Origin of the sequence: Amycolatopsis sp. AA4 (assembly GCF_002796545.1) — a bacterium.
Classification (GTDB): Bacteria; Actinomycetota; Actinomycetes; order Mycobacteriales; family Pseudonocardiaceae; genus Amycolatopsis.
The window spans coordinates 5424203-5449711 of the sequence record NZ_CP024894.1 but is presented as its reverse complement, the minus strand read 5'-3'; the positions used below and the strand labels follow the sequence as shown (position 1 = coordinate 5449711).

General features: G+C 70.4%; 19 protein-coding genes. 4 read left to right on the top strand and 15 right to left on the bottom strand.

Going from position 1 to position 25509, the window contains the following annotated elements; genetic code table 11:
* Positions 1 to 101: 101 nt before the first annotated feature.
* Positions 102 to 647 (top strand): hypothetical protein, encoded by a 546-nt coding sequence (locus CU254_RS25220; RefSeq protein WP_037714766.1) that lies wholly within the window; start codon positions 102 to 104, stop codon positions 645 to 647.
* 498 nt (positions 648 to 1145) lie between these two features.
* On the top strand, positions 1146 to 1511 hold the full coding sequence (locus CU254_RS25215; RefSeq protein ID WP_037714763.1) for a hypothetical protein: 366 nt from the start codon (positions 1146 to 1148) through the stop codon (positions 1509 to 1511).
* 278 nt (positions 1512 to 1789) lie between these two features.
* Here the strand turns inward: CU254_RS25215 and CU254_RS43780 are convergent, their stop codons facing one another.
* The 13 genes from CU254_RS43780 to CU254_RS25140 all read right to left on the bottom strand — a co-directional run bounded on the left by CU254_RS43780 (position 1790) and on the right by CU254_RS25140 (position 21583).
* Positions 1790 to 2473, bottom strand: a complete 684-nt coding sequence (locus tag CU254_RS43780; protein ID WP_009080595.1) for a hypothetical protein — start codon at positions 2471 to 2473, stop codon at positions 1790 to 1792.
* Positions 2470 to 2868: a YbaB/EbfC family nucleoid-associated protein gene (locus tag CU254_RS25205; RefSeq protein WP_009080593.1), complete on the bottom strand. Its 399-nt coding sequence runs from the start codon at positions 2866 to 2868 to the stop codon at positions 2470 to 2472. Before CU254_RS25205 ends, CU254_RS43780 begins: the two co-directional genes overlap by 4 nt.
* Positions 2869 to 2885: 17 nt before the next feature.
* Complete coding sequence (locus tag CU254_RS25200; protein WP_009080592.1) at positions 2886 to 6161, bottom strand: right-handed parallel beta-helix repeat-containing protein; 3276 nt, start codon at positions 6159 to 6161, stop codon at positions 2886 to 2888.
* 19 nt (positions 6162 to 6180) lie between these two features.
* A complete protein-coding gene (locus tag CU254_RS25195) occupies positions 6181 to 8652 on the bottom strand; it encodes a hypothetical protein (RefSeq protein WP_100266873.1) in 2472 nt (823 codons plus the stop codon).
* Positions 8653 to 8665: 13 nt separating this feature from the next.
* A complete protein-coding gene (locus CU254_RS25190; protein WP_009080590.1) occupies positions 8666 to 8893 on the bottom strand; it encodes a type VII secretion protein EccB in 228 nt (75 codons plus the stop codon).
* Positions 8894 to 8914: 21 nt separating this feature from the next.
* Positions 8915 to 10300 carry a type VII secretion integral membrane protein EccD gene (eccD, locus tag CU254_RS25185; RefSeq protein WP_009080588.1) on the bottom strand — a complete coding sequence of 462 codons (1386 nt, stop codon included), beginning with the start codon at positions 10298 to 10300 and terminating at the stop codon, positions 8915 to 8917.
* A complete protein-coding gene (eccCa, locus tag CU254_RS25180; protein WP_050788272.1) occupies positions 10297 to 14313 on the bottom strand; it encodes a type VII secretion protein EccCa in 4017 nt (1338 codons plus the stop codon). Before eccCa ends, eccD begins: the two co-directional genes overlap by 4 nt.
* The gene (locus CU254_RS43775) at positions 14310 to 18035 is read right to left on the bottom strand and encodes a WXG100 family type VII secretion target (RefSeq protein WP_199841087.1); all 3726 of its coding nucleotides are present in this window, start codon (positions 18033 to 18035) and stop codon (positions 14310 to 14312) included. Before CU254_RS43775 ends, eccCa begins: the two co-directional genes overlap by 4 nt.
* A 45-nt stretch (positions 18036 to 18080) precedes the next feature.
* Positions 18081 to 18635, bottom strand: a complete 555-nt coding sequence (locus CU254_RS25160; protein WP_009080580.1) for a hypothetical protein — start codon at positions 18633 to 18635, stop codon at positions 18081 to 18083.
* Between the two features lie 45 nt (positions 18636 to 18680).
* On the bottom strand, positions 18681 to 18980 hold the full coding sequence (locus tag CU254_RS25155; protein WP_009080578.1) for a WXG100 family type VII secretion target: 300 nt from the start codon (positions 18978 to 18980) through the stop codon (positions 18681 to 18683).
* 31 nt (positions 18981 to 19011) lie between these two features.
* On the bottom strand, positions 19012 to 19350 hold the full coding sequence (locus tag CU254_RS25150; protein ID WP_009080576.1) for a WXG100 family type VII secretion target: 339 nt from the start codon (positions 19348 to 19350) through the stop codon (positions 19012 to 19014).
* 424 nt (positions 19351 to 19774) lie between these two features.
* On the bottom strand, positions 19775 to 20323 hold the full coding sequence (locus tag CU254_RS25145) for a DUF1062 domain-containing protein (protein WP_009080574.1): 549 nt from the start codon (positions 20321 to 20323) through the stop codon (positions 19775 to 19777).
* Positions 20324 to 20548: 225 nt separating this feature from the next.
* On the bottom strand, positions 20549 to 21583 hold the full coding sequence (locus CU254_RS25140) for a bile acid:sodium symporter family protein (protein WP_009080572.1): 1035 nt from the start codon (positions 21581 to 21583) through the stop codon (positions 20549 to 20551).
* 97 nt (positions 21584 to 21680) lie between these two features.
* Here CU254_RS25140 and CU254_RS25135 point away from each other — a divergent pair, with 97 nt between their 5' ends.
* Positions 21681 to 22547 carry a LysR substrate-binding domain-containing protein gene (locus tag CU254_RS25135; RefSeq protein WP_037717909.1) on the top strand — a complete coding sequence of 289 codons (867 nt, stop codon included), beginning with the start codon at positions 21681 to 21683 and terminating at the stop codon, positions 22545 to 22547.
* Here CU254_RS25135 and shbA read toward each other — a convergent pair.
* The gene (gene shbA / locus CU254_RS44815) at positions 22521 to 23666 is read right to left on the bottom strand and encodes an RNA polymerase sigma factor ShbA (protein WP_100266870.1); all 1146 of its coding nucleotides are present in this window, start codon (positions 23664 to 23666) and stop codon (positions 22521 to 22523) included. The genes CU254_RS25135 and shbA overlap by 27 nt on opposite strands.
* A gap of 447 nt (positions 23667 to 24113) precedes the next feature.
* Between shbA and CU254_RS25125 the strand changes: the two genes are divergently transcribed.
* Positions 24114 to 24383: a WhiB family transcriptional regulator gene (locus CU254_RS25125; RefSeq protein ID WP_009080567.1), complete on the top strand. Its 270-nt coding sequence runs from the start codon at positions 24114 to 24116 to the stop codon at positions 24381 to 24383.
* Positions 24384 to 24517: 134 nt separating this feature from the next.
* Here CU254_RS25125 and CU254_RS25120 read toward each other — a convergent pair whose 3' ends face one another.
* Positions 24518 to 25504: an RNA polymerase subunit sigma-70 gene (locus CU254_RS25120; RefSeq protein ID WP_009080565.1), complete on the bottom strand. Its 987-nt coding sequence runs from the start codon at positions 25502 to 25504 to the stop codon at positions 24518 to 24520.
* Between the last annotated feature and the right edge of the window lie 5 nt (positions 25505 to 25509).

Genomic DNA, 25509 nt, shown 5'->3' with positions numbered 1-25509 from the left:
TGGAGTTCTGGCTGCCGGACAGGTAGGTCCCGTTGTGGTTTTCGCCGTGGGGAGGCGTGCTGCCGGGCGCGCCTTGAACGAGATTGCCTTCCGAGTCGTTCGTGGGGGTGTTGCTCGTGACGGGGTGGGAGTTGCCGCTGGGTGTGTTCGCGGAGTTGGACGGCGTTGCCGAGCCTGAGCTGTCCGCGGGGTTGGGGTGGTTCGCCGAGTTGGGACCGCTCGGGGAAGCCGGGTTGTTCGTGGAGTTGGGGCCGGGGGAGTTGGAGTTGTTGGCCGCGTTCGGGTTGGAGTTCGGGCTTCCTGTGGGGGGCGGGTTGCTTGCGGAGCCGCTCGTGGACGTCGAGTTGGTAGCGGAGTTCGGGTTTCCGGTTGTCGCATTTCCGTTCGTCGAGTGGGAGTTGCTTCCGGTGCCGCCGTTCGTCGAGTTGCTCGGGCCGCCGACGGAGTTCGAACTGCTCGCCGAGCCGCCGGTGGGGTCGTTCGTCGGACCCTGGTTGTGGCCTGGCGAGGGGGCGTTGTTCTGGCCGTCGCCGTGCGGGGCGTTGTTGCCAGAGCCGTTGCCGTTGGGGCCAGCGTTGGCGGGGCCGTTGGAGCTGTTGCCGCTAGAGCCGGAACCGTTGGAGCCACCGGCACTGTTGCCGTTGTGACCAGAGTTGCTGGAGCCGCTGGAGCCGTTGCCGTTGGGGCCGGAACCACCGGCACTGTTGCCGCTGTGACCAGAGTTGCCGGAGCCGTTCGAATCACCAGGGCCGGAACCGCGAGTACCGCCAGACCCGCCAGACCCGCCAGACCCGCCAGACCCGCCGGGGGCATTCGGCCCGTTGACCGGGTCTACCTTGATATTCCCGGTCCCTCCCTTGCCGCCCGGATCGTTCGGGCCCTTCCCTCCGCTGCCACCGTCAGCACCGCCGCCGGTGAGTTTGTTGTGCAGGTTTTGTCCTGCGCGGTGGGCGCCGTGGGTGGCGGCGCCGCTCAGGCCGCCGTTCAGGGCGCCCCAGCCCAGGCTGTCCAGGTCGCCGCCGAACAGACCCGCGCCGGCTAGGCCTACGACTACCTCGGTGGCCGCTTCCACCCCCGCCGCGCCGAAGACGTTGTGGCCCCACTTGCCCAGACCGCTGTGGGCGCCGGCGGCGAACGTTCCGCCGATGGCGCCCAAGGCCGCGTTCTGGCCGATCTGCTTCCAGTCGAAGCCGTCCCGGTTGCCTTGCGCGATCTGGATGAACTCGGCCAGCATTTCCTCGGCCGCTTCTTCCGCGGCCTCCTGCGCGGCCTCGCGCGCGACCCGCGAGAGCAGGCTCATCAGGCGCGACATCAGCGAGCGTTCGATCTGCATCACCGCGGTCCGCCCGGCTGCCCAGATTCCCGGGATCAGCGGGGCGGTGAACGGGTTTGTCATCGCCCAGATCAGGTCCGCGGCGGTGACCGCGATGGAAATGAGAATGCCGTATTTCGCGTTTTCGACATTCAGCGCGTACTCGCGCAGGGCGGCGGCTTGCTGCTGGGCCCGGTAGGAGAAACCGGCGCCCATGGTGCTGAGTTTGTTGGCGTAGTCGGCGAAATTGGTCGCCACCTCGCCGCCCACGTTGGAGACCACTTGTTCCGCCAGCTGGCTGAAACCCGTTCCGGCGGCGGAAATCTCCTGCGCGACCTGATCCCATTCGGCGGCCAGTTCGCGGGCTTTGTCCTCGTCTCCCTGCGGCCAGGCGTCACCCGCGATGATGTAGAACACCCAGTTCAGGCTGGGGTCCACCATGAGACTCATCGCGGGGGCACCTCCTCGGGCGGGAAATCAGGAAAGGGGTTCTTCCGGGGGGATCGCCGGTTCGGCGGGGATCGATTTCGCGGGTGCCCGCCCCGCGGAAGCCAGCCACGTCCCGGGGGTCTCCTCGGCCGCGTGCACCGGCTTTTCCGAACGGACGAAGAGCCTCGCCGGTTCCAGCGGGGTGACCTCGCCTTCCCGCTCGTCCAGTTCGTGCTGGACCGGGCGTCCGATCGAGAGGTGCCGGAAGCGGGGTTCCTCGCCGGGCAGGGGTTCCGTCCCGTGGTCCGCAATGCGCGCGCGGACGCGGACGGCGTACTGGTCCTCGGTCGGCGCGTCGGAGGAGTCGCCGGGATCGGCCTTGCGGACCTTTTCGTTCAGGTCGGTGAAGTTCTTGAACAGGGCGTTCGACCCGTCGTACGCGCCCTGGTCGGCCTCGCGGAAGGACGTCGCCATGTCGCTGATCGCGTCGCGGGTCGCTTCCACCGCCAAGGCCCACGCGTTGATCCCGTCGTAGATCTCCGCGGCCGACTGGATGTGCGTTTTCGAGAATTCGTTGCCGTTCTTGTCGTTTCCGGCCGCGTCCTGGATCCGGCCGGGGTTCGCCAGGCTCTGCACCCGCTGGGCCAGCGTGCGAAGTTCGGCGCTTTTGCCGTCGAAACCGTCGCGGCCGCCGTCTAGACCGTCGGCGTCGACGAAAAACTGGTCGGTCACGGCAGGTTCCCTTCGTCGAATCCCGGCACTCGCGCCGAGAAGAGGGCGTTGACGTCCACTTTTCCGCTCATCAAGTCCTGCGCGGCGATGCCCGGCGGCAGCATGGGGGCCAGCATTTCCGCGGCCGCGGCTATCGATTTCTGCCGGGCGGCGGAGATCGTTTGCACGATCACCGACGCCAGCTCCGCGGGGGCCATGCGTTTGTAAGCGCTGGTGGGGAAGGAAAGTTCGGTCAATTCGCCGGTGCGGCTGACGGTCGCGGCGACCTCGCGGCGGGCGGAAGTGACTGTGCTGGCGGTGGCTTCGACGTCCTGGCGGGTTTGGTCGAAATGGTCGCGTTGATGCTGGTAGGCCGCCATCGCGTCCTCGAGCATCTTTTCGTAGTGCGAACTCATGGTCTCCTCCCGAGGGGTCAGCCGACCGAGGCCAGGCCGGGCCCGAGGGCCATGGCACCGGTGTCGGGCGGGCGGATGCCGCGCAGGTCGGCGGCGGCGAGGGTGCGGGACGCGGCGGCGGCCGACAGCGTGCGGGCGAGTTCGTGCGCGGCGTAGGCGGTGTGGTCGGCGGCGGCGGACAGCTCGTGGGCGAGTGCGTCGCGGACGTCGTCGGGGACCTCGTGGCCGCGGCGGACCAGCAGCCGCACGGCGATCTCGGCCAGTTCGTCCACTGTGTACTCGCCGAGTTGCCAGCCGTACGGGAAGGCGTCGCGCAGGGTGGGCAATTGGGCGAGCAATTCGCCGACGCGGTCGCTTTCTCCGGTGAACACCACGACCGGGTCGGCCGGACGGCGGGCGATCATTTCGGACAGTGCTTCCAAGGCTTCGATGCCGGGAGTGTGCGGCGAGGTGTCCCATTCGCCGTCCAGGTCGACGACCAGCGTGCCGCCGGAAGCGTCTTCCACTGCCGCCCGGACGAGGTGTTCGGCTTGGCCGGGCCATTGCGGCGACAGTTCTTCGGCGAGGTGACGGTGCACGAGCTGTCCCATCGGGGCCATGCGGAATTCGGAGAGGATTTGCGCGTACAGTCTCGCGTACTCCGACCGTCCGGTGCCGCGTTTGCCGGTGATCACCAGATTGGCCTGGTGGCCCAGTGGTTGCCGTTCGTGAGTGAGGCGGCCGAGTTTGAGCAGCAGTCGTTCGGCGTTCTCTCGCACCGATTTCTGCCCGACCAGCCCGCTGAGCCGTTTCCAGCCCGTGCTGGTCGAAACCGCGGCGGCCGGATCGGCGGTGACCGAAACCGTTGACTTCGCGGCAGAAGGCAGTTGCGCCAGTTCGGCCTGAAGATCGTCGGCGGTGAGGCGGTTCAGTTCGATGTCTTTGGACGGCGGATACAAGGCCAGCCGCGACGCCTGGTTGTTCACCATCGCCTCGAACAGCTTGCGCGCGACGCGACCGTTGCCGAACGTCGAATTCTTCGGCACCCGCTCGAAATACTCGCGCAGCGCGGCCAGCGCGTCGTCGGTCATTTCGTAGTAATGCTTGCGCGTCAGCCCGGTCGTGATGGTGACGAGTTCGTCGACGCTGTAGTTCGGGAATTCGATGGTGCGCGTGAACCGCGACGCGAGGCCGGGGTTCGACTGCAGGAACTGTTCCATCTGCTCGGAATAGCCCGCGACGATCACCACCAGCGAATCCCGCTGGTCCTCCATGATCTTCATCAGCGCGTCGATGGCCTCCTGCCCGAAGTCGGGGCCGGAACCGCCGGTCGGCGCGCTCAGCGTGTACGCCTCGTCGATGAACAGCACCCCGCCGACGGCCTTTTCCACGACCTCGGTCGTCTTGATCGCGGTCGACCCGATGTACTGGCCGACCAGGTCCTGGCGGGCGACCTCGATCATGTGCCCCTTCGACAGGATGCCGAGTTCGGCGAGCACCGTGCCGTACAGCCGGGCGACGGTCGTCTTGCCGGTGCCGGGCGGGCCCGCGAACACCAGATGCCGCGACATCGGCGGCATCGGCAGGCCCATCCGCTCGCGCATCTGCGACATCTTGATCAGGTTGATCAGGCCGGTGACTTCTTTTTTTACCCCGGCGAGCCCGACCAGCGCCTCCAGTTCGCCCAGCGGGCCTTCGAGCACCTCCCCGGCGGCCTCGCTCACGGTCTGCTCAGCGAACTCGCCCGGCGGCGCGGGGGACACCGGCTCGGCCGAACGAGCGGAGTCGGTGCTCAAGCGGTCCACGTCCGCGTGCTCCCCGCTGACGAGTTCGCCCGAGGCGTCGTTGACCACGCAATCGCGGATGCTGACCGGCTCAGTCGTTTCCACGTGGAAGCCGTCCCCGCCCGCTCCGAGGATTTCGCATTCGGTAAAGGACGCCCGCGCAGCGACGTACACGCCGCTTCCTCGCGCATTGCGCACCCGGCAGCGGGAAGCGGTCAGCGGCGAACCCACGGTGATTCCGTCACCCGGGGAATCAATGATCTCGCAGTCCTGCAAGGAGATTTCCACAGTCCCGGAAAGGTGCAAACCGCCGCCGCGCACCTGCACCGACTTCGCCGACGACGCCGCGTTAGCCGCGAACGAAACCGCCTGGTCGGCCGTCGAATCGACCCGGAGATCGGTCACGGTCAACCGGGCGGCCTCGGTGACCTGCACTCCGCTTTCCCGTCCGGCCCCAATGGAGGCGTCCGCGAGGTCCAAGGTGGACTGTCCGGAAAGGACTATCCCGACCCCGCTGTCCGGCGTCATCCGCAGCCCGCCGACCGACACCGCCGAGTCCGCGCTGACCGACATCGCGGTGTGCGTCGAACCCCGCACGGTCGCGCGTTCGAACCGCGGCCGCGCTTGGTCGTCCACCAGGATCGTGACCGGCGAGCCTTCAAACGTGCAGTCCACGAACTGCGGCGCGGAGGTTCCGGTCGCCTGCACCGCGTTCGCGCCCGCCCCGGCGAAGACGCAGTCGCGGAGCAACGGCTCGGCAGACGCCGCGATATGCGCGGCCTGCATCGGCGCCGACCGGAACTGCGACGACGCCACCGAAACCCGGCCTTTGCTGGTCACGTACAGGTCGACGTTCGCGCTGTCCCGCACGGTCAACCCGGTGATCGTCGCGCGTCCTTGCTGTTCCACGACCATCGCCGGTTTCTGCGCGCCGACAATCTCGCACTGCTCGACAATCGCGCCCGCTTCACCGTTGACGCACACCCCGTTGCCCGCCGCGCCCCGCACCACGCAGCGGCGCAGCAGCACCGATCCCGTCTCGGCCACCACCACGCCGGACGACGCGGCATCGACGATCTCAGTGTCCTCAATGGCCGATTGCACCGGCGAGGCGACCACGACCCCGGCACCGCCGGTGCTGGTCACCGTGCAGCCCCGCAGCGCGAGCGAGCCCTCCAGCCGGGCCAGCAGCGTCGCCCAGGAAGTGCCGGACAGTCGGCAGCCGTCGAGCGCTGCCTCGCCGCGGACGACGTCCACTGTGACCAACTGGTCGTCGAGGCCGGTCAGGACGAAACCGCTGAGCTGCACCGCCTCGGCGTTCGCGACGAGCACGCTCCCGGTGTTCGCCACGATCTCCACCGTGCCGGGTTCGGCCACCAGCGACACCATCCGGTCCACCACGAGGTTTTCCTCGTACCGGCCCGGATGCACGCTGATCGTCGCCCCCGGCCGCGCCTGCGCCAGCGCCGCGCCGATGGTCCCGAAGGCACCCGGCCGGTCGCCGCCGACCACGAGCAGCTGTCGGTTCATCGTCTCCGCCTCTCCGCACTCACGCCAGGCCCGGGAGCGCCCCGAACCGCTCCGCCGCCTGCTCGTCCATCACGGCCCGGACCAGGTCCTCGCCCGCTTCCGCCCACGTCTGCAGCGTCTGCCGGAGCGAGTTCACGGCCAGCTCGTCCAGCGACGCCCGGTCGTTCGCGACCCGCCCGGTCTCGTCGATCTCGCTCGCGGTCAGCTCCCGCAGCAGCACCGCGCCGCGCTCGCCCGCGGCCGGCTTACGGGTTTCCAGCACCTTGAAACTGGTCCCCGGCACGAACAGCACCCGGTTTTCGACACCGCCCTCGTTCGGTTCCAGCAATTTGGTGCGCCGTCCGGTGATCGACCACACCAGCACGTCCGTTTCTCCGTCCACAGTGGACGAAGGCCGGGTCAGCGCGTTGAGGAAACCCCATTCGGTCAGTACTTTGCGCCCGTCGAGCAGCGGCCACGCGGACGGCGGCAGCTCGGCGGCGAAGGTCGCCGGACCGCGGTGCGAGGGCAGCCTGCTCAGTCCGGCCACGACGCACCGGGCGACCGGGACGTGCGGGCCGTTCGCGCCGCGCCGCAGTCCGGCGTCGATGGTGGATCCCTTGGGGGACAGGTAAAGCTGCACGGCCACCGCGTCGGTCAGCACCTCGGCCGAAGACGAGATCGACAGCACGCCTTGGAACCCCGGGTGCTCGGACAGGATCCGCGCGACGGTGTTCGACATCAGGCCGTATTCCGCGCCGAGCGATTTGCGCAGCCACTGGCGTTCCTTGTCCGCACCGCGTTTGGGCAGCAGGGCGGTCGCTTCCGAGCTGGGGGTTTCCTGGAAGCGCAGCTCCGCCGGGGCTTTCGCGGGCTTCGGCCGGTCCTGGACCGGAGCCGCGGCGGCGACCGGCGGTTCCACCGGCTTGGCCGGGGCGACCTCAGCCGGAGCGAGGTGCGAGATCGGCTTCGCCGCCCGAGGAGGCGCGGCGACCTTGGCCGAGGGAGCGGCCGGGGTTTCGGTCTTCACCGGAGCAGCAACCGGCTCGGCGACCGGAGCATCAACGGGCGCAGCGACAGGAGCGGCAACGGGAGCAGGAGCAGCGACGGGAGCAGCGATTGCCCCGGGAACCTCCGTCGGCGCGGCAATCCCCAACGCCGCCGGAGCCGCAGGGAGATACGCCGCCGGAGGAGCCGCGGCCGCCACCGGCGCCGGATGCCCGGATTCGATCGCGTCCAACGCCCGCGCCGCCACCCGCGGCCGCGCCCGCTCCGCCAGCAGCGCGGCAGCGGGCAGCACCCGGCTCATCCGCCGCGTCTCCTCGTCCAGTCGCGCCAGCAAATCCTCCGCCAGCAACCGCATCCGCGACGCCGAGCCCTCGTCCGCCGCGTCGAAAGTCAGATTGTGCACCGCGGCGTCGAGGCTGATCTCCCGGACCGCGGCCGACGAGGGACCGTCCTGCGGCGGACGCACCAGCAGGCCCGACTGCACGACCTCGACCACCGCGTCCGGCGAATACCAGTACACCGCGGGAGAGACCTGGTCGAGCCCGTGGATCGGCGGACGGTGCGAAAGCAGTTCGGGCAACGGCGTTTCGTCGCCCGTGCGCGGTTCGTAGCCGAGTTCCGTGGTGAACGGACGCCAGCCGAGCCGCCCGTCGTACCGTACAGTCCGCAGGGTCGGCAGCTGCGGCGAACCGACCGGCACGCCCGCGTAGAACGCGACCGGCTTGCCGAGCAGATCGGCCAGCGCCTGTCCGATCGCGACCTCGCCGGGCACCGACATCGGGCCGTACTGCACGAACCGCGCCTTGGCCCGCACCTTCTCCGGCAGCTGGACCCACAGCCGGGCCGCGTCGTCCAACGCCAGCGGCGGGCAGCCGGGGCAGCCCAGCACGATCGTCATGGTGTCGTGCTGCGCGGGCATCCGCGAGATCAACGCCGTGCGGTGGTGCCGCTGGGGAGCGTCGAAACCGACCGGGCGGACCCACAGACCGCCCGGGAGAGGCTCGGCGACGCCCCGCGAACTCGTCGGGGTCAGCTCGGCGGCGATCCCGGAATCCCAGGCCGGGCGCGGAAACCGCTTCGCCTCCCAGGCCGGCGGGCGGCCGGGACGGAAGCGCACCCAGCCGCCGCCGCGCCCGGCGTGGACGAACAACGCGCCGCCCGCGCTCGGGATCACCGAACCGTCCGGCGCGAGCACCGGGCGGTTGATCCGCTCGGCCAGCCACTGCCCGGCCAGCGCGGTGGTCTCGCGCGAACGCCCGCCGATCACCAGCCGCACCCCGCGGCGGCGCCGGGGGAGCGCCCTGGCCACCGATTCCCACATCGCGATCGGCGAGTCCACCGGCAGGTCCACGACCACCAGGTCGTGCTCGGGATCGGCCGCGACGCCGAGCGCGAGCGACTGCGCCTCGCCGGTCATCCCCTCGGCGAGATGCACGACCAGCGCGTTGCCCACGGTCTTCTTCTCCAGAGCGCGGTCGCCGCGCCGGATCAGCGAAAGCTCCATGGCTGCCTCCTTCTCAGACTCGGCGGCCGACGGCCGGAGCCGCGCCGGTGTGGTGCGCGATCAGCCCGTACACGAAGAACCCGACCGCGATCAGCAGACCGAGCACGAGCCCGACCAGCAGCCCGACCCAGGCCCGCCGGGCGGGCACGTCGAGGTGGCTCGCGTCGCCGAGCACCAGCGCCGACGTCATCCGCCCGATCAGGAACGAATACGCCTCGACGTGATCCTTCTGCGTCTGCACCAGGACACCTCTCCTTCTCGCTCAAGCGGTGAGCCCGACGGCCCACGCGTAGACCCCGAACAGCTGCAGGAGGATCGGGATCATCGCCACCGCGCTCAGCGTTTCCAGCCAGTTCGCCAGATGCCCCCAGATCGGCAGCAGCCGCCGCGGCGGCGGGCGCAGCATCGCCAGCAGGAGCAGGAAGAACACCAGGCACAGCCCGGCGAGACAGGCGCCGCGCCACGCGACGGGCAGCGGCTGGATCAGCGACAGCCCGAGCAGCACCAGGCCGATCGCCCCGGCGACGGCGAGCGGAACCCGCTGCCAGACGCCGAGCAGCGCCCGCGACCGCATCAGCACCGCCGCCGACACCAGCCCGCCGAGGACGGTCGTGAACAGCCCGCGGCCGACCAGGAACGGGAAGCAGCCGGTGAAAACGGCCGTGGCGGCGAGGCAGGCGATGGTGAGGTAGCCGTCGGCGTATCCGGTCTGGTGCACCATCTGCGCGGCGGGCATCGGCTCGATGTCGTACTGCAGTTCCCCGGCCGAACGCGGCAGCTGCGGACCGCGGATGCGGGCGAACCGGATGCCGATCCGCGGCGCGAACACCATCAGCCCGACCAGCACGAACGACACGAGCCCGGCCGCCTGTTCGGCGGTGAACCCGGCGCCGAGGTGCAGCCACAGCGAGAGCGCGCCGGCCAGCCCGGTCGCGGCCGCCGCGCCGAACGGCACGAACGGGATGGCGTGCGCCCACGCGGCCCGCCCGCCGAGCACGAGACCGCCGGCCAGCGCGAAAGTCAGGCAGCCGGTCAGAATCGGCGTGCCCTGCAGGTCGAACGCCGGCTCGAGCCCGGCCACCGCGACCGCGCCGGCGAGGAACGCGAACCCGCACCCGCCGAGCCCGAGCAACGTCAGCAGCGCCTTGTCGTCCGAACGCACCCCGGTCGCCACGGCCGCGACGAGCAGCCCGAGCGACACCACGCCGCCGCCGATCGCGGTCAGCCCGGCCGAACCCGGGTACAGCAGCACCCGGGCGAGCACCACGAGGGAGAAGATCGCGAACCCGAGGAACAGGCCGCGGTTGAACTCCGGACGCCAGCGGCCGGGACGGCGGCTCACCGCGGTGGCCATGCCGTCCGCGATGTCGTCGAAATCCAGTTCCGGCAACGGGTCCGTGCGAGGGCGCAGGTGGAATTCCTCGCCTTCCTTCCAGTCCAGCGACTCCGGGGTGCCCGACGCGTCCAGCGGCTCCTCGCCGAGCCGCTGCAGCACCCAGGCCTCGCCGAGGTCGTCGCGGCCGCCGGTGTGCTCCAGCAGCACCGGAAGGAGGCTGGTCAGCGGGACGGACATCGGCACCGCCAGGTCCGCCCGGCCCTGCGGCCCGTACACGGTGATCCGGCACAGTTCGCCGGTCGACGCGGTCATCGCACGCCCCTTTCGGTCGTCGCGAGGGAGGACCAGCCCTCGCCGGTCCGGTCTTCTTCCGCGATCGCGGTCTGCACGAGCTTCACGCCGCGGCGGGTGACGAGCTGCGCGCGGCCGGCGGGCAGCTGGCGCGGGGCCGCCTCGCCGAGGAATTTGCCCTCCTCCTTGGGATAGGAGAAGACCACGCCCGGGCTGCCGAGCTCCCAGATCCGGCGGACCACCGAGTCGCTCAGCGCGCGCATCGCGCCGGACGTGCTGCGGCTGAGGATCAGGTGGAACCCGATGTAGGAACCCTGCGACAGCAACGACAACAGCGGCTCCAGCGGCGAGCCCATGCCGCTGGTCAGCAGCTGGTAGTCGTCGACCACGAAGAACAGCCGCGGGCCGGTCCACCAGTCGCGGCGCTTGAGCCGGTCCGCGGTGATGGTCTGGTCCGGGACCCGCGGAGTGAGCGAAACGCTGGCCTGCTGGGCCAGTTCCTGCAGCGCCTCGGTGGTGGTCGCGTACCCGACGCGGTACGCCTCGGGCACTTCGGCGTCCAGCTGGCGGCTCGGGTCGGCCAGCACGATCTTCGCCTCGCTCGGCGAGTAGCGGCTGAGCACCGAACGCAGGACGACCCGCAGCAGGTTGGTCTTGCCGGTTTCGTTGTCGCCGAAGGCGAGCAGGTGCGGAGTGGCCGCGAAATCGTGCCACACCGGCAGCAGTCGCTGTTCGTCCTGGCCGAGCGCGATCCGCAGGTCGCCGTCCGGCGCGGGCAGCTGAGCCATCGGCAGTTTCGCGGGCAGCAGCCGTACTGCCGGGGCCGGCGCGCCCGGCCAGAACAGGCGGACCTCTTCGGCGACCGCCTTGGCCGCCGCCGCGAGGTCGTCGGTGTTCCCGCTGCCGTCCATCCGCGGCAGCCCGGCGAGGAAGTGCAGACCGTCCGGGGTCAGGCCGCGGCCCGGCTGGTTCGGCACCGTTTTCGCTTTGCGGGAACCGATTTCCGACTCCATCGGGTCGCCGAGCCGCAGTTCGAACCGCGTCTGCAGCAGGTCGCGCAGGTACGGCCGGATCTCCGACCAGCGGGTCGCGCCGATCACCACGTGCACGCCGAAGGACAGCCCGCGCGAGGCCAGCTCGCCGATCTTCTGCTCCAGGTCGCTGTAGTCGTTCTTGAGGCTGTACCAGCCGTCGACCACCAGGAAGACGTCGCCGAACGGATCCTCGATCCGGCCGCTGCGGCGCAACGCGCGGTAGGAGTCCATCGATTCGATGCCGTGCTCGGAGAACAGCGTCTCGCGGCCCTCCATGACCTGCGAGATCTCCTCGATGGTCCGCACGACGCGGTCGCGTTCGAGCCGGGTGGCGACCGAGCCGACGTGCGGCAGCCCGGACAGCGACATGATCCCGCCGCCGCCGAAGTCCAGCCCGTAGAACTGGACCTCCTGCGGGGTGTGCGTCATCGCGAGGGCCAGGACGAGCGTGCGCAGCAGCGTCGACTTGCCGGTCTTCGGCCCGCCGACCACCGCGACGTGCCCGGCCGCCGACGACAGGTCCGCCGTCAGCAGCTCGCGGACCTGCTCGAACGGCCGGTCGATCATCCCCATCGGCACCCGGAGCCTGCCCCAGTGCGCCGGGTCGGCCACCGCCATCCCGCGCACCGGGTCCGGCGTGACGCTCGGCAGCAGCGAGTCCAGGCTCGGCGATTCGGCCAGCGGCGGCAGCCACACCTGGCGCGCCGCCGGGCCCGCGCCGGCCAGCCGGTCGATGAACGCGTCGGCGAGCGTCGGCCCGCCCGGCACGGCGGCCTCCAATGCGTCCACATCGGACTGTTTCTCGGCCGGTTCCGGTTCGTCGTCGCGGACGATCAGCTTCGCCGGATGGGCCTCGGTGCGGAACGGGACGACCTCCCGGCTGGCCCTCGCGGCCGCCACCGCGGAGTTCTCGCCGTTGCCCGCGGGGACCGGACCGGAGACGTAGGCGGCCTTGAACCGCACCAGGTTCGTGGTGTCGATCTTCAGGTAGCCGTTGCCCGGCTCCGGCGGCAGTTCGTAGGCGCTGCCCGCGCCGATCACGCTGCGGGACTCCATCGAGGAGAACGTGCGCAGCGCGATCCGGTACGAGAGGTGGCCTTCGACGCGGTGGATGCGGCCTTCGTCGAGCCGCTGCGAGGCGAGCAGGAGGTGCACGCCGAGGCTGCGGCCCAGCCGTCCGACGGAGACGAACAGCTCCATGAACTCCGGTTTCGCGCTCAGCAGTTCGGAGAACTCGTCCACGACCAGGAACAGCGTCGGCATCGGGGCCAGCTGTTCGCCGGCCGCGCGCGCCTTTTCGTATTCGTACAGCGACGGGTAGCCGCTCGCGCGCAGTTGTTCCTGCCGCCGCACCATTTCGCCGTTGAGCGAGTCCTGCATGCGGTCGACCAGCGGCAGTTCGTCGGCGAGGTTGGTGATCGTCGCCGAGGTGTGCGGCAGCCGGTCCATCCCGAGGAACGTCGCGCCGCCCTTGAAGTCGACGAGCACGAAGTTCAGGATCTCCGACGAATGCGTCGCGGCCAGCCCGAGCACGAGCGTGCGCAGGAGTTCCGACTTGCCGGACCCGGTCGCGCCGATCAGCATCCCGTGCGGGCCCATGCCGCCCTGCGCCGATTCCTTCAGGTCCAGCTCGACGATCTCGCCGTCCTCGGTCACGCCGATCGGCACCGACATCCGCGCCCGCTGCGCCGTTCGCGGCCGCCACTGGGCCGGGATGTCGAACGTGTGCACGTCCTTGATGCCGAGCAGCGCGGTCAGGCCGAAGTCGCTTTCCAGCGGCTGGTCGGCGATCTCGAGGGTGCCGCTGGTCCGCTTCGGCGCGAGCAGCCGCGCGAGCCCTTCGACCTGGGTCACCGAAAGCTCGTCGCGGGTCGCCGAACCCACGCCGCTGCCCGCCGGGAACTCGACCAGATCGTCCTTTGTGGTCAGTCGCAGCACCTTGGGGCCGCCGGGGAGCGAGCCGGTGACGTCGAGCAGCACCACGTTGCGCAGGCCCGCGCCGACCAGCCGGGAGGACTCCGGGATCGTCGCCAGATGCGCGACGATCACCACGAACGGTTCGGTCGTCGTCGGCCCGACGGTCTTGTCGTGGTCGTCGCGATCGGCCACGTCCGGGCCGAGGAGGTCCATCAGCTCGTCGTGGTCGGCGGCGAGCAGCCGCAGCGGGCCCGCCGCGTCGCGCAGGGTCGGATGGTTGTTGTGCGGCAACCACTTCACCCAGTCCCACTGCGCCTGCGCGGCCTCGGTGGTGAGCACCGCGAGCCGCAGTTCGTCCGGCGAATGAAAGGCGACCAGCTGCGCGAGCATCGCCCGGACCAGCGCGACTGCCGCCTCTGGATCGCCGTCGAACTCGACGCTGGTGAAGCTCCGCAGCCCCACCGCGGTCGGGATGCCGGACAGCGTGCGGTAGGTCTCGGTGAACCGGCGCAGCGAAATCGCCGACAGCGGTTCGAGGTCCTCGATCGGCTTGGTCACCGGCGGCACCAGTTCCAGCGCCGACTGCTGCGTGCCGAGCCCGATCCGCACCCGCGCGAAGTCCTCGTGGCTGATCCGGCGTTCCCACAGCCGCGGCCCCATCGCGAGCGACCACAGCGAATCCGGGGCCGGGTTGTTCCAGGCCACCGCGTGCCGCTGGTCCTCGGCGGTCGAACGCGCCCGCTCCCGGATCTGGCCTAGGTAGCGCAGGTAATCCCGCCGTTCGGCCTGCATCTTGCGCTTGCGCTCGGCGGCCGCGCGGGACAGCTGCCCGAGGCTCATCGCGATCATGGACACGCCCATGCCGCCGCCGATCACGTAGGTGAACGGCGAACTGCCCGCGACTCCGGAGAACGCCAGCACCATCACCAGCGACCCGATGGCCATCGGCAGCATCATCAGCAGCGAGTTGAAATCGCGCGCCGCCGGTTCCGCCATGACGGGCGGTTCCTGCAGTTCTTCTTGCCCCTCAGGCATTTCCGGACCGGCCGCGCGCGGCCCCCGCTTGACGGTTTCCGTACTCATTCGAGCACCCCCGGCGTGCCGCGGCGCGCGGGCTCGCCCCAGGCCGAATCGTCCTGCCGGAGCAGATCGGCCATGGTGCGTTCCTCTTCTTCTTCCTCGGGTTCTGCCGTCTCCGGTTCGGGCTCCAGGGGTTCGGGAGCGTCGCCGCAGGTGGGCAACTCGTCGGGGACGAACTCGGCCGGCCCGCCGCGGACTCGCTGGTAGGTGGCCAGCGCTTCGTCCGGACGCCAGGGTTCGTCGCTGCGCTGGACGTGGTCGGTGGTGATTTCCTGCGCTCGGTCCTCGGCTTTCGTGGTGACCGGCAGGAGGGCGGGGAGGAAATCGGCGGTGCCGACGTCCCAGGCCGAGGTGTCCTCGTGGTCGAGCGGCTGGACGACGGCGATCCGGACGTCTTCGGGGTTTCCGGTGCTCGTCTGCCTTGACTCCAGCGTGGCCAGGACGGACGGCTGAGTTTCGCTGCGCTTCCCCGCGGAGTCGGGGGCTTTCACACCGTTGCCCGCGGCGGTGTTCACCGGAGCCCACTCAGCCGACGCGCTCGGCGGGGTTTCGCCTGGTGCGCTGGGATCTCCGACGCCGGTCGGTGTGGTCGCTGCCCAGGGTGTTTGGACGTCGCCGAGCAGCCCGGCGGAGTCGGGTCGTTCGGCGGCGGGGGTGTTCGCTCCGCCGCCCGCGCCGCCGGGCGGGACCATGGGCAGGCCAGGGCTTGGGATCTGGTGGTTCTTCGCCCCGGTGCTCGGCGGGGTTTCGCTTTGCGCGCCGGGGCTTCCGACGCCGACTGTCGGGGTGGCTGTCCGGGGCTCTTGGATGTTGCCGGGCAGTCCGGCGATGGTCGGGTTCGTCCCGCCGCCGGGCGCGAATGTGGGAGTGTCTTTCGCCCATTCCGCCGATTCGCTCGGCGGCGTCTCCCCGAACGCGCTCGGGTCGCCGATGCCGTCCGGCAAGTCCGCGGTCCACGGCTCCTGCACATTGCCGAGCAGCCCAGCCGAATCCGGACGTTCCGCGGCGGGTGTGTTGAGTCCGCTGCCGCCGCCCATGCCGCCGGGCGGGACCATCGGCGGCGTTCCCGAGGCCGGAAGCTGCTCGTGGTTGCCGACGGGATCCGGCAGTTTCGGCAGGTCGCTCTCGCCGAGTCCCTTCACCCCCGGTCCGACTGGCTCTCCGCCGCCCGGGCCGCCGACGCCGTCGCCGAGCGCGCCGTTGCCGTTTCCACCGGGCGGCGGGGCCCACTTGGCGGCGTGGAGGGGTGGTGTGTCGCCGTGGGCGTCGGGGTTGCCGATGCCGTCCGGCGGGGGGCTGATCCAGGGTTTTTTGATGTTGCCGAGCAGTCCGGAGGAGTCCGGTCGTTCGGCGGCGGGTGTGTTGAGTCCGCTGCCGCCGCCCATGCCGCCGGGCGGGACCATCGGCGGCGTTCCCGAGGCCGGAAGCTGCTCGTGGTTGCCGACGGGATCCGGCAGTTTCGGCAGGTCGCTCTCGCCGAGTCCCTTCACCCCCGGTCCGACTGGCTCTCCGCCGCCCGGGCCGCTGACGCCGTCGCCGAGCGCGCCGTTGCCGCTCGCACCAGGCGGCGGGGCCCACTTGGCGGAGTGAAGCGGTGGTGTCTCGCCGTGCGCATCAGGGTTGCCGATGCCCTCCGGCGGGGAGCTGATCCAGGGTTTTTTGATGTTGCCGAGCAGTCCGGAGGAGTCCGGTCGTTCGGCGGCGGGTGTGTTGAGTCCGCTGCCGCCGCCCATCCCGCCCGGCGGGACCATCGGCGGGGTGCCGCCGCCGGGGAGCTGCTCGTGATTGCCGACGGGGTCCGGCAGTTTCGGCAGGTCGCTCTCGCTGAGGCCCTTGATCGCGCCCGGGCCGCTTTCGCCTGGGCCGCTGAGGTTGTTGCTGAGCCCGCCGGGTCCGTTATCGCTCGCGCCGGGCGGCGGGGCCCACTTGGCGGAGTGGAGCGGTGGTGTGTCGCCGTGGGCGTCGGGGTTGCCGATGCCCTCCGGCGGGGGGCTGATCCACGGTTTCTTGATGTTGCCGAGCAACCCGGAAGAATCCGGACGTTCCGCGGACGGCGGGTTCAGCCCGCCGCCTCCGCCCATGCCTCCGGGCGGCATCATCGGGATGCCGCTGCCGCCCGGGGTCTGGTTGCCCGGAGGGGTGTTCAGGCCCGGCGGCAGGTGCGCCGGGTTGAGGGCGTTGTTCGCCAGGTGACCGCCGGACTCGCCCGGCGGGGCCGGGATCGACGGCGGGTTCACGTGTCCGGACCCGCCCGAGCTTCCCGGCGGGGCCGGAATGGAAGGCGGGTTGACGTGCCCGGACCCGCCGGAACTTCCCGGCGGGGCGGGGATCGAGGGCGGGTCGACGTGCCCGCCCAGGTTGTTGCCCGAGGCCCCGGGCGGCGGCGGGATCGACGGCGACTTGAGGTTGTTCCCGCCCGGCGCGCCCGGAGGCGGCGGAACCTCCGTACGGTCCCCCGGAGGCGCGGGAATGGCCGGCGGCTTGACCGACGGCGGCTTCGCATTGTTCCCGCCGACCCCGTTGGGCGGCGGCGGAATGGAGGCAGGGTTCAGCGGCGGTGGCGTGCCGTTCCCGCCGGGTCCGTTGAGGTCGCCGGGCGGAGGTGTCACGAGGGCGTTCTTCAGCGGCGGTGGCGTGCCGTTCCCGCCGGGTCCGTTGAGGTCGCCCGGTGGAGGTGTCACGAGGGCGTTCTTCAGCGGCGGTGGCGTGCCGTTTCCACCAGGCCCATTGAGGTCGCCCGGCGGAGGCGACACGACAGCGTTCTTCAACGGCGGCGGCACGTCGTTCCCGCCGGGACCGTTCACGCCGTTCGGAGGGGGCGGAATCACAGCCTTGTTGACCGGCGGCGGGGGTGCGCCATTGCCGCCGCCGCCCGGCGGCGACGACACGGGCGGCGGCTGCGTCACCGGAGGCGGCGGAGGAGAAACCGGCGGCGGAGGGGGAGCCGTCACCGGCGGCGGGGGCGGCGGAGGAGTGGGCGGGGGCGGAGGAGGCGGCGGCGGGGGAGGAGGCTTGGGCGTGTTGCTGTCGCCGCCACCGGGCGTCGGCGGCGGGGTCGTCGTGCCCGAGTTGACGTGCACGGTGTTGTACTTCTGCGCGAGCTGGCCGCCCACCTTGCGCATGTCGTTGGTCATCATCTCGACGGCTTCGGGGAACTGCGAGATGTACGCGCGCCCGTCGCTGAGATGGTATTTGCTGCCCTGGGCGAGGACCTGGCTGGCGTAATAGCTGTCGATGTACCGGATCGTGTCCTGCGCCCACTTGAGATACGCCGCGGAATTGACGAGATTGTTCGGCACGTTGTTCGACCCGCCGCCGTCGCCGATCCGGTCCGCCAGATCGGAGAACTTGTTGCCCAGCGCGGTCATCATGTCCTTGAACTTCGTCGCGGCGTCGCCCTTCCACGGACCGTCGGGTCCGGCGAGGGCGGCGGTCTGGTCCTGAATGGACTGAGCGACCATCGCGAGGTTCTGCTGCGTCTCCTGAAACACCCCGGCCGCGTCCTGAAGCGACTGCCAGTTGACGTTGCCGTAGGCCTTGTCAAGGTTGTCCTGGCCGCCCGACAGCGAACCGCCGCCGAGGATCGCCGCTTCGATCTGCTTCCACGTCAGGCCGTCGAAATCCTTCGACGGGTCACCAGTGGTGTTCTGGTTGCCGGTCTTCGTGGTGTCCGGCCAGACCCCGTCGTCGTCCGAGGTGAACCCGTTGGTGTTGTCGTCCGCCATCTTCCCTCGATCGCTTCGAACCTGGAGAGACCGCCGCCCGTCCGGTCAGGGTTTCTGACCGGCGCCGGTGATGTGGCCGCTGACGGTGTTGAAATACTGGTTGTAGTCGTCGGCCGACATCTTGTTGACCTCGTCGGCGCTGTCGTACGCCTTCGAGGCCTTGTTCACCGCGTCCGCCACCTCGTCGAGCGCCTTGCAGAGGTCGTGGATCGCGGTGCGGGTGGTGTCGCGCAGCGCGTTCGTGCCCTGGATCGGCTTGAAGATCTTTTCCTGCGCCGTCAGGAACACGCCGGGCTTGAGCTGGATCCCGTCGAGTTTCGCCGGAAGATCCTTCAGCGGCCCGTCCGCGAGCGCCTGCATGTTCTTCGCGAACGTGCGCATCGCCTCGGTGTTGACCGCGGTGACGCCCCTGCCCGGATGCTCGGCGCCGCCCGGCACCGGCGGCGGCTTGCCGACGTCGCCCGGCGGGATCCACTCGTTCTTCACGTCCGGCGGCGTCTGGTCGCCCGGACTGTGGAACTTGCCGTCCGCCGACGTGGTCTGATGCTTGTTCGACGAATCGTTGTGCATCCCGTAATCGGTGTCACCCAACGAAACCATGGCCGGTCACCCTCCTTTCTGGTCAGTCGCGCCGAAGCGGCGGCGTCAGTTCGCGGCGAACCGCTTGGCGTTGTTGCCCTCGGTGTTCGAGGTGCCCTCGTTGATCTGGCCGAGGGTCTGCGCGGCCGCGTCGAGCGCCTGCGGCAGCGTGAGCGCGGCCTGGTGGCAGTAGGTGTAGGTCTCGTGGAACATGTCCGCCGCGACACCGGTCCAGTTTTCGCGCTGGCCCTCGATGACCGCCTTCATCTGGTCCAGCAGCTCGGTGATCTGGTTGGACTGCTGCTTCGCCTGCCCGACGGTGTCCTGCATGGTCGCGAAGCTGATCTGGAACTGGCCCAAAGCCATGGGAGAGGTCCTTTCGTGGGAAGGAAGGGGATCAGAAGCCCTGCAGGCCGCCGCCGCCGATGACCGCGGCCGCGTTGTGCGCGGTGGAGGTGTTGTCCGAGTCCCGGCTGTCGTACTCGCTCGCCGAGGTCTGCACGTTCTGCGCGAGCTCGTCCAGCTTCTGCACGATCTTGCGGACCGTCTGGTCGAACTGGCCCATGGCCTGGTTGAACACGTTCGCCGAGTCCGACCGCCAGGTGCCGAACAGCGTCTGCATGGTGCCGTCGACCTTCTGGTTCACGCCGGTGATGTTCTGCCCGGTGTCGCTGATCGTCTGCGCGCCCTTGCGCATGACGCTGGTGTCGACGCGGGCGCCGTCCTGCGAAGCCATGCTTTCTCCTCTGGTCGGGTTCTCCGGATATGACGGACTGGCCTGCCAGGCCGCCGATGTCGCCGCGGATGCCCTTCGTTCGGCCGATACGACAGAGCACGGGGAGACTGCGGACTTACGGTAAGCGCCGGTCTACGGGTTGTCGCCGCGTTGTTCCCTTCTGAACACCAGCTCACGGACGGCGGGGCAAGCCGCTGCGCCACCCGGGGGCCGCTGGGCGCGGCAACGCGGTGCGCCGCCACCGGTTACGCACGATTGCCCGTTCAGGCACCGCTGTTTGCCCGGGTTCGCGGTTCGCGCTCATGCGAGCGGAAGCCGGGAGCGGACTCGAGCAGTCCGTTGTGGACAGACCGGGTGGCTCCGGAGCTGTCCGTGAGGGGAACCCTGAGGGACTCTGAGTCCCTCAGGGTTCCCCTCACGGCGCTCAGTACTTGAGGGTGAAGGCGAAGTCGCCGGAGAGCTTGCCGCCCAGCCGGACTGCCGACACCACCTTCCCCTCGGCGAGCAGCCGCTCGACTTCGGCCCGGGCGAGCCCGCAGCCCTCGGCGATCAGCCGCACCGGCCGGACCGGGATCCGGGCCGCGAAGCCGACCGAGACGTCGATCGCGTCCTGGTCGAGATGGTCCAGACCATCGGTGTCGAGCCGCCAGGCGTCGTCCCAGTCGAGCGCGACGCGGTTGCGCCGGCGCAGGACCGGGTCCTGGAGCAGTTCGGCGGCGAGGGAGGAATCGTTGTGGTGCAAGCGATCCAGCAGAACCGGGCTGACCGAGCGCACCTTCGCCCGTTCGAACACGGTGAGTTTCGCCGTTTCCCCGCAGCCGGTGCACAGCACGAGAAGCCAGGCGTCGATGAGTTTGTGGTTGGCGTTGACCCGGAACTTGCCGTCCGCCCGGAAAAGCCCGGACGAACAGGTATGGCAGCGCCTCCGGACGAGCGGCAGGCGAGTGGGCAGGACTGTCCAGTGATAGAGCACAGGAGTACACCGATCCAGTGAGAATTCCGCAGCACGAAGAAGCGCGGCGCTCAATCGCGGCGCGCGACGAAATCAGAGCTTGGGATGCCTCACGCGATGTACAACGGCACGTCCTCGCCTAGCCGACACTGGTCGAGCGACAGTAGCGGCGGGCACGGGCGCGGCTCCACTGGTTTTCGGCCGCCAGCGGGTCTCCGGCTCTCGCGAGCACGGGTCCGGCCGGCGTCAGCGGACCGGCGCCAGTTCCCCGGGTTCCTCCGCGGCCGCCTGCCGGGCGTACCGACGCGCCATCGCCACGCACACGATCAGCTGAATCTGGTGGAACAGCATCAGCGGGAGCACGATCAGCCCGACCTCGGCGTGCCCGAACAGCACCGTCGCCATCGGCAGGCCGCTCGCCAGGCTCTTCTTCGAACCGCAGAACATGATCGTGATCCGGTCCGCGCGGGCGAAGCCGAGCAGCCGCGCGCCGCCGCTCGTCGCGGCGAGCACCGCCGCCAGCAGGACGCAGCAGACCGCGACCAGGGCCAGCAGCGGGCCGAGGTCCAGCTGGTGCCAGATGCCCTCGGTCATGCCCTCGCTGAACGCGGTGTACACGACCAGCAGGATCGACCCGCGGTCGACGATCTTCAGCGGGGCGGAATGCCGCTGCACCCACCCGCCGATCCAGCGGCGCGCGAGCTGCCCGGCGACGAACGGCACCAGCAGCTGCAGCACGATGTCCAGCACCGCCGAACCGCTCACGCCGGGGCCGTCGGTGGCCAGCAGCAGCGCGACGAGCAGCGGCGTCAGCACGATGCCGAGCAGGTTGGACAGCGACGCGCTGCAGATCGCCGCCGCGACGTTGCCCCTCGCGATCGAGGTGAACGCGATCGACGACTGGACGGTCGAGGGCAGCAGGCAGAGGAACAGCACGCCGGTGTACAGCGGCGACGTCAGCAGCCCGGGGGAGAGGAACGACGCGGCGAGCCCCAGCAGCGGGAACAGCACGAAAGTGGCGCAGAGCACCGTGACGTGCAACCGCCAGTGCCGCATCCCCTCGACCGCTTCCTGGCTGGAAAGCCTCGCGCCGTAAAGGAAGAACAGCAGCCCGACCGCGATCTTGGTCACCACGCCGAACCCGGTCGCGGCCGCGCCGGACGCCGGCAGCAGCGAAGCGATGCCTACGGTGACGAGGATCAGGGCGATGAACGGGTCGATCCGCAGCTTGGCGAGAACCGCCGAGACGGGGCGGGCGAGCGAGGCGAGCACGGTGGTCATGGAACTCCTTTCCCGGCCATTCTCTCGTCGCCGCCGGTCATTCGGAACCCCGATGACCGTACTGACTGTCATTGCGAAACCCGATAAGATGTGCCGCATGCTGGATCCGCGATTGTGCCGTTCTTTCCTCGCTGTGGCGGAAACCCGCAGCTTCACGGCCGCGGCGAGGCGGCTGGGGGTGGGGCAGCCCACAGTCAGCCAGCACGTCCGGCGGCTCGAAGCCGACGCGGGCGGGCTGCTGTTCGCCCGCGACACGCACGCGGTCGACCTGACCGCGCGCGGGCAGGCGATGCTCGGGTTCGCGCAGACCATTGTGGACACCGAGGACCGCGCCGCCCGGCATTTCCGCGGCGCGCAGGTGCGCGGCCGGGTCCGGTTCGGAGTGTCGGAGGACTTCGCGCTCGGCGAGCTGCCGGAAATCCTGCGGCGGCTGCGGGAAAGCCATCCGCTGGTGGACGTCGAACTGCACGTGGAACTGTCCGATGTGCTCGCCCGCCGGATCGCCGACGGCCGCCTCGACCTGGTGCTCGGCAAACGCCGCCCGGGCGCGCCCGGCCCGGGACGGCTGCTGCGCCGCGAACCGCTGGTGTGGATCGGCTCGGCCGCGACGGAACTCACGCCCGGCCAACCGGTGCCCCTGGTGCAGTACCCGATGCCGTCGGTCACGCGGCAGCTGGCGGTGGAAACGCTGGAACGCGCCGGGCTGGAATGGCGCGCGGCCTGCCAGACCTCGAGCCTGACCGGCTTGCGCGCGGCGGCGGCCGCCGGACTCGGGATCACCGTGCACGCGCGGAGCCTGGTGCCGTCCGACCTCGTCGAGTTGCCCGCCGAACTCGGCCTGCCGGACCCGGGTGACGTGGATTTCATCCTGCTTTCGCGCGACGGCGGCGAGGGCCCGGTGGCAGCGCTGGCGGAGTTCGTGGTGGCGCGGATCGGGTCAGTTGCGTCGTCGTTCGAGGGCTGAGCGAAGGCGCAGCAGTGCGCGGTATTGCGCGACCCGGACCGCACCTGGGGTCGAGCTGACGGCTTCGGCGGCTTCTTCGGCGGAGAGTCCGACTACTATGCGCAGCAACACAATCTCCCGCTGTCGTTCCGGCAGCAGCTGCAGCAGGCGCGCGAGATGCCGGTTCAGCTCGGACCGCAGCGCCCGTTCCTCCGGCCCGTCGGCGAGATCGATCGCCTCCGGCAGCTCGGCCATCGTTTCGGTCCGGTTGCGCGCGTGCGCCCGGTGCGCGTCCGCCACCTTGTGCTGCGCGATCCCGTACACGAAAGCGAGAAACGGCCGCCCCTGGTTCCGGTAGCCCGGCAGCGCCGTCAGCAACGCCAGACAGACTTCCTGCGCGACGTCGTCCGCCGAGGAATATGCGTCGGCACCGCCCAACCGGGCCCGGCAGTAGCGCACGATCAGCGGCTGCACCGCGGCGAGCAGGTCCTGCGTCGCGTCCGGATCGCCGTCGACCGCGGCGCGCACCGGGCCGTCGAAGCCGAATCGGCCGGCCGGGACGCGGGGCGCGGCCAAGGCGGTCGCCTCGGTTTTCACGCGGGTCAAGGCCTCTTCGACGTCGAGCGCCGAGCGCAGCGCGTTGACCAGCGCCGCTTCGGCTTCGCGCAGTACGGTCATCAAGGCCTCCTCGCGCCCGGCCAGGCCGAGCCGGTTTTTCAGCCGTTCCCGGGCGTGCCGCAGATTCGACCGGACTGTGGTGCCCGCCATGCCGAGCGCCGAGGCGATGGCGGCGGGGGAGAACCCGTCGAGCGCCCAGGTCAGCACCGTGCGCTGGGTTTCCGGCAGCGTCGCGAGCAGTTCGACCCCGCGCGCGTTCCGCTCCACGACCTCGGCCAGCCGGTCGTCCGGCGGATCCTCGGCCGGGGCGCCGCCGTCGAACCACGTCTGCTCTGCGGCGAGCCGGGAGGCGGTCAGCCGCACCGCCACGCGCGGGTCGCCCGGCGGCGGCCACGTCCCGGTTTCCTGGACGAACGCCTCCACCGCCACCTCGCGCGCGGTGCCCGGCCCCAGCCCGCCCGCGCACAGGAACGCCACGAGGCGAGGGAAATCGCCCCGGAAAAAGCCGTCGAACCCCGCCACGCGCACCCCCTCCCGATCCCGCCCTTGCCGAACAGGTGCGGTGACGCGCCCGCGGGATGTAACGATCGGGTCACGGAAATGTGGTTAGGGTCGGGGCTGGCGGGTACCTGGCCAGGACGGGCAACTCGCCCGCGAGCGCGGCGGAAGGGGGAAATGGTGCGCGGACAAGGAAAACCCGGGCTCTCCGGCGCCGGGGAGCGCCGGGCGCGGGGGCCGTAGCACGTCCGGCGGCAACCGCGTCCGCGATGTGAGCTGAATCGAAATTCCCCGCGCGGGCGGTGATCGGTGGTAACTTGGAAAGCCGGTCGTCCGCCGGGTCCTTCGCGGCCCGGGGCGCTTCGGCCGAAAAAGCCCACCGAACACCCTCCGAAGGCATGGCGTGCCCGTGCGCGCGGAGAACTCGGTTGACCACGGTTCGACACTGAGGACAGGAGGTGAAAAGCAACAATGGAACTCACGGCCACCAGCTGGCTCGCCCGCGCGGCGTGCCAGGACGAGGACCCGGAACTGTTCTTCCCGATTTCCGACATGGGTCCGGGGGCGCAGCAGGTCGCGAAGGCCAAGGCGGTCTGCGCGCGATGCCCGGTCCGCGCGGAATGCCTTTCCTATGCTCTCGACAACGGTCTCGGCAACGGGATCTTCGGGGGAACCACCGAGCTGGAGCGCCGGAAGCTGGTTCGATCCGGCTCCGCCGCCGCACGGCATCGAGTCGCCTGACCGCGAGCCGGTGACCATTTCCCGGCGGCGAGGGCGCTAGCAGTTTCCCCCACCACGACCGGCCGCAAAGCCCGGAACTCGGTGGTTGCGCCCGGGCGGCGATCGCACACCCGCGATCGCCGCCCGGGCGTTTTTTATGCGTCGAACGTTTCGGCGAGTCCATACGGCGCCAATGCCGCGGTTTCGAACGCGGCCATCGCGGTGACCAGTCCGTTTCGCACGGTGAGGACACAGACGCCGAAAGCGCGATAAACCGATTCGCCGGGCCGGCGCAGATATCCGGCGACCGCGGGCTGCCGGTTGGCGCGCACTGGCACCATCCGGAAACTGCCCCGGTAGTGCGGCGATTGCGGATCGAAACTCGGCCTGAGCGCGCCGAGAATCCGATCACGGCTGTCGAACCACAACGGGTACGGCGGCATCACCGCGCGTGCGTCCTCGCTCAACACAGCGGCCACCGCCTGCACGTCCGCCGATTCGTAGGCGGCGATGAACTTCCGCAGCAGCGCCGTTTCCTCGGCGGTCGTGCTGTCCGGAGCGGACCATTCGGCGCGTCGGGCGGGCAGCCGGGCGCGCAACGTCTCCCGCCCTCGCTGCAGCGCGCTGTTCGCCGAGGCCACCGAAGTGCCCAGCAGTTCCGCAGTGTCCTTTGCGGACCAATCGAGCACGTCGCGCAGGAGCAGCGCGGCCCGTTGCCGCGGCGGGAGCAATTGGATGGTGGCGAGGAACGCCAGTTCGATGGTTTCCCGTTCGACGACCGCAGCGCCGGGGTCGTCCGGCGCCGCGGGGTCGAGCAGCAGGTCGGGGAACGGTCCGAGCCATGGAACGTCGAGCGCGGAGATTTCGCCGGCCGGGTCGCCCGCCGGGCCCAGTTCGTCCGGCAGCGCGCGCCGCGGCCGCCGGGCGAGCGCGTCGAGGCAGACGTTGGTGGCGATCCGGTACAGCCAGGTCCGCACGCTCGCGCGCCCAGCGAAGCCCGCACGGCCTTTCCAGGCCCGGAGAAACGCCTCCTGCGTGAGGTCCTCGGCCTCCTCGAACGAACCGCTCATCCGGTAGCAGTGCACGCGGATCTCACGGCGGTGCCGTTCGAGCTGGGCGCCGAACTCCTCGTCGCTGGTCACCCAGC

Excerpts from the sequence above, each read along its gene's own strand:
- CU254_RS25215 (WP_037714763.1), top strand. The coding sequence starts at position 1,146 with ATGGCGCCCAAGGCCGCGTTCTGGCCGATCTGCTTCCAGTCGAAGCCG.
- CU254_RS25205 (WP_009080593.1), bottom strand. The coding sequence starts at position 2,868 with ATGAGTTCGCACTACGAAAAGATGCTCGAGGACGCGATGGCGGCCTAC.
- CU254_RS25200 (WP_009080592.1), bottom strand. The coding sequence starts at position 6,161 with ATGAACCGACAGCTGCTCGTGGTCGGCGGCGACCGGCCGGGTGCCTTC.
- CU254_RS25195 (WP_100266873.1), bottom strand. The coding sequence starts at position 8,652 with ATGGAGCTTTCGCTGATCCGGCGCGGCGACCGCGCTCTGGAGAAGAAG.
- eccD (WP_009080588.1), bottom strand. The coding sequence starts at position 10,300 with ATGACCGCGTCGACCGGCGAACTGTGCCGGATCACCGTGTACGGGCCG.
- eccCa (WP_050788272.1), bottom strand. The coding sequence starts at position 14,313 with ATGAGTACGGAAACCGTCAAGCGGGGGCCGCGCGCGGCCGGTCCGGAA.
- CU254_RS43775 (WP_199841087.1), bottom strand. The coding sequence starts at position 18,035 with ATGGCGGACGACAACACCAACGGGTTCACCTCGGACGACGACGGGGTC.
- CU254_RS25160 (WP_009080580.1), bottom strand. The coding sequence starts at position 18,635 with ATGGTTTCGTTGGGTGACACCGATTACGGGATGCACAACGATTCGTCG.
- CU254_RS25155 (WP_009080578.1), bottom strand. The coding sequence starts at position 18,980 with ATGGCTTTGGGCCAGTTCCAGATCAGCTTCGCGACCATGCAGGACACC.
- CU254_RS25150 (WP_009080576.1), bottom strand. The coding sequence starts at position 19,350 with ATGGCTTCGCAGGACGGCGCCCGCGTCGACACCAGCGTCATGCGCAAG.
- CU254_RS25140 (WP_009080572.1), bottom strand. The coding sequence starts at position 21,583 with ATGACCACCGTGCTCGCCTCGCTCGCCCGCCCCGTCTCGGCGGTTCTC.
- CU254_RS25135 (WP_037717909.1), top strand. The coding sequence starts at position 21,681 with ATGCTGGATCCGCGATTGTGCCGTTCTTTCCTCGCTGTGGCGGAAACC.
- CU254_RS25125 (WP_009080567.1), top strand. The coding sequence starts at position 24,114 with ATGGAACTCACGGCCACCAGCTGGCTCGCCCGCGCGGCGTGCCAGGAC.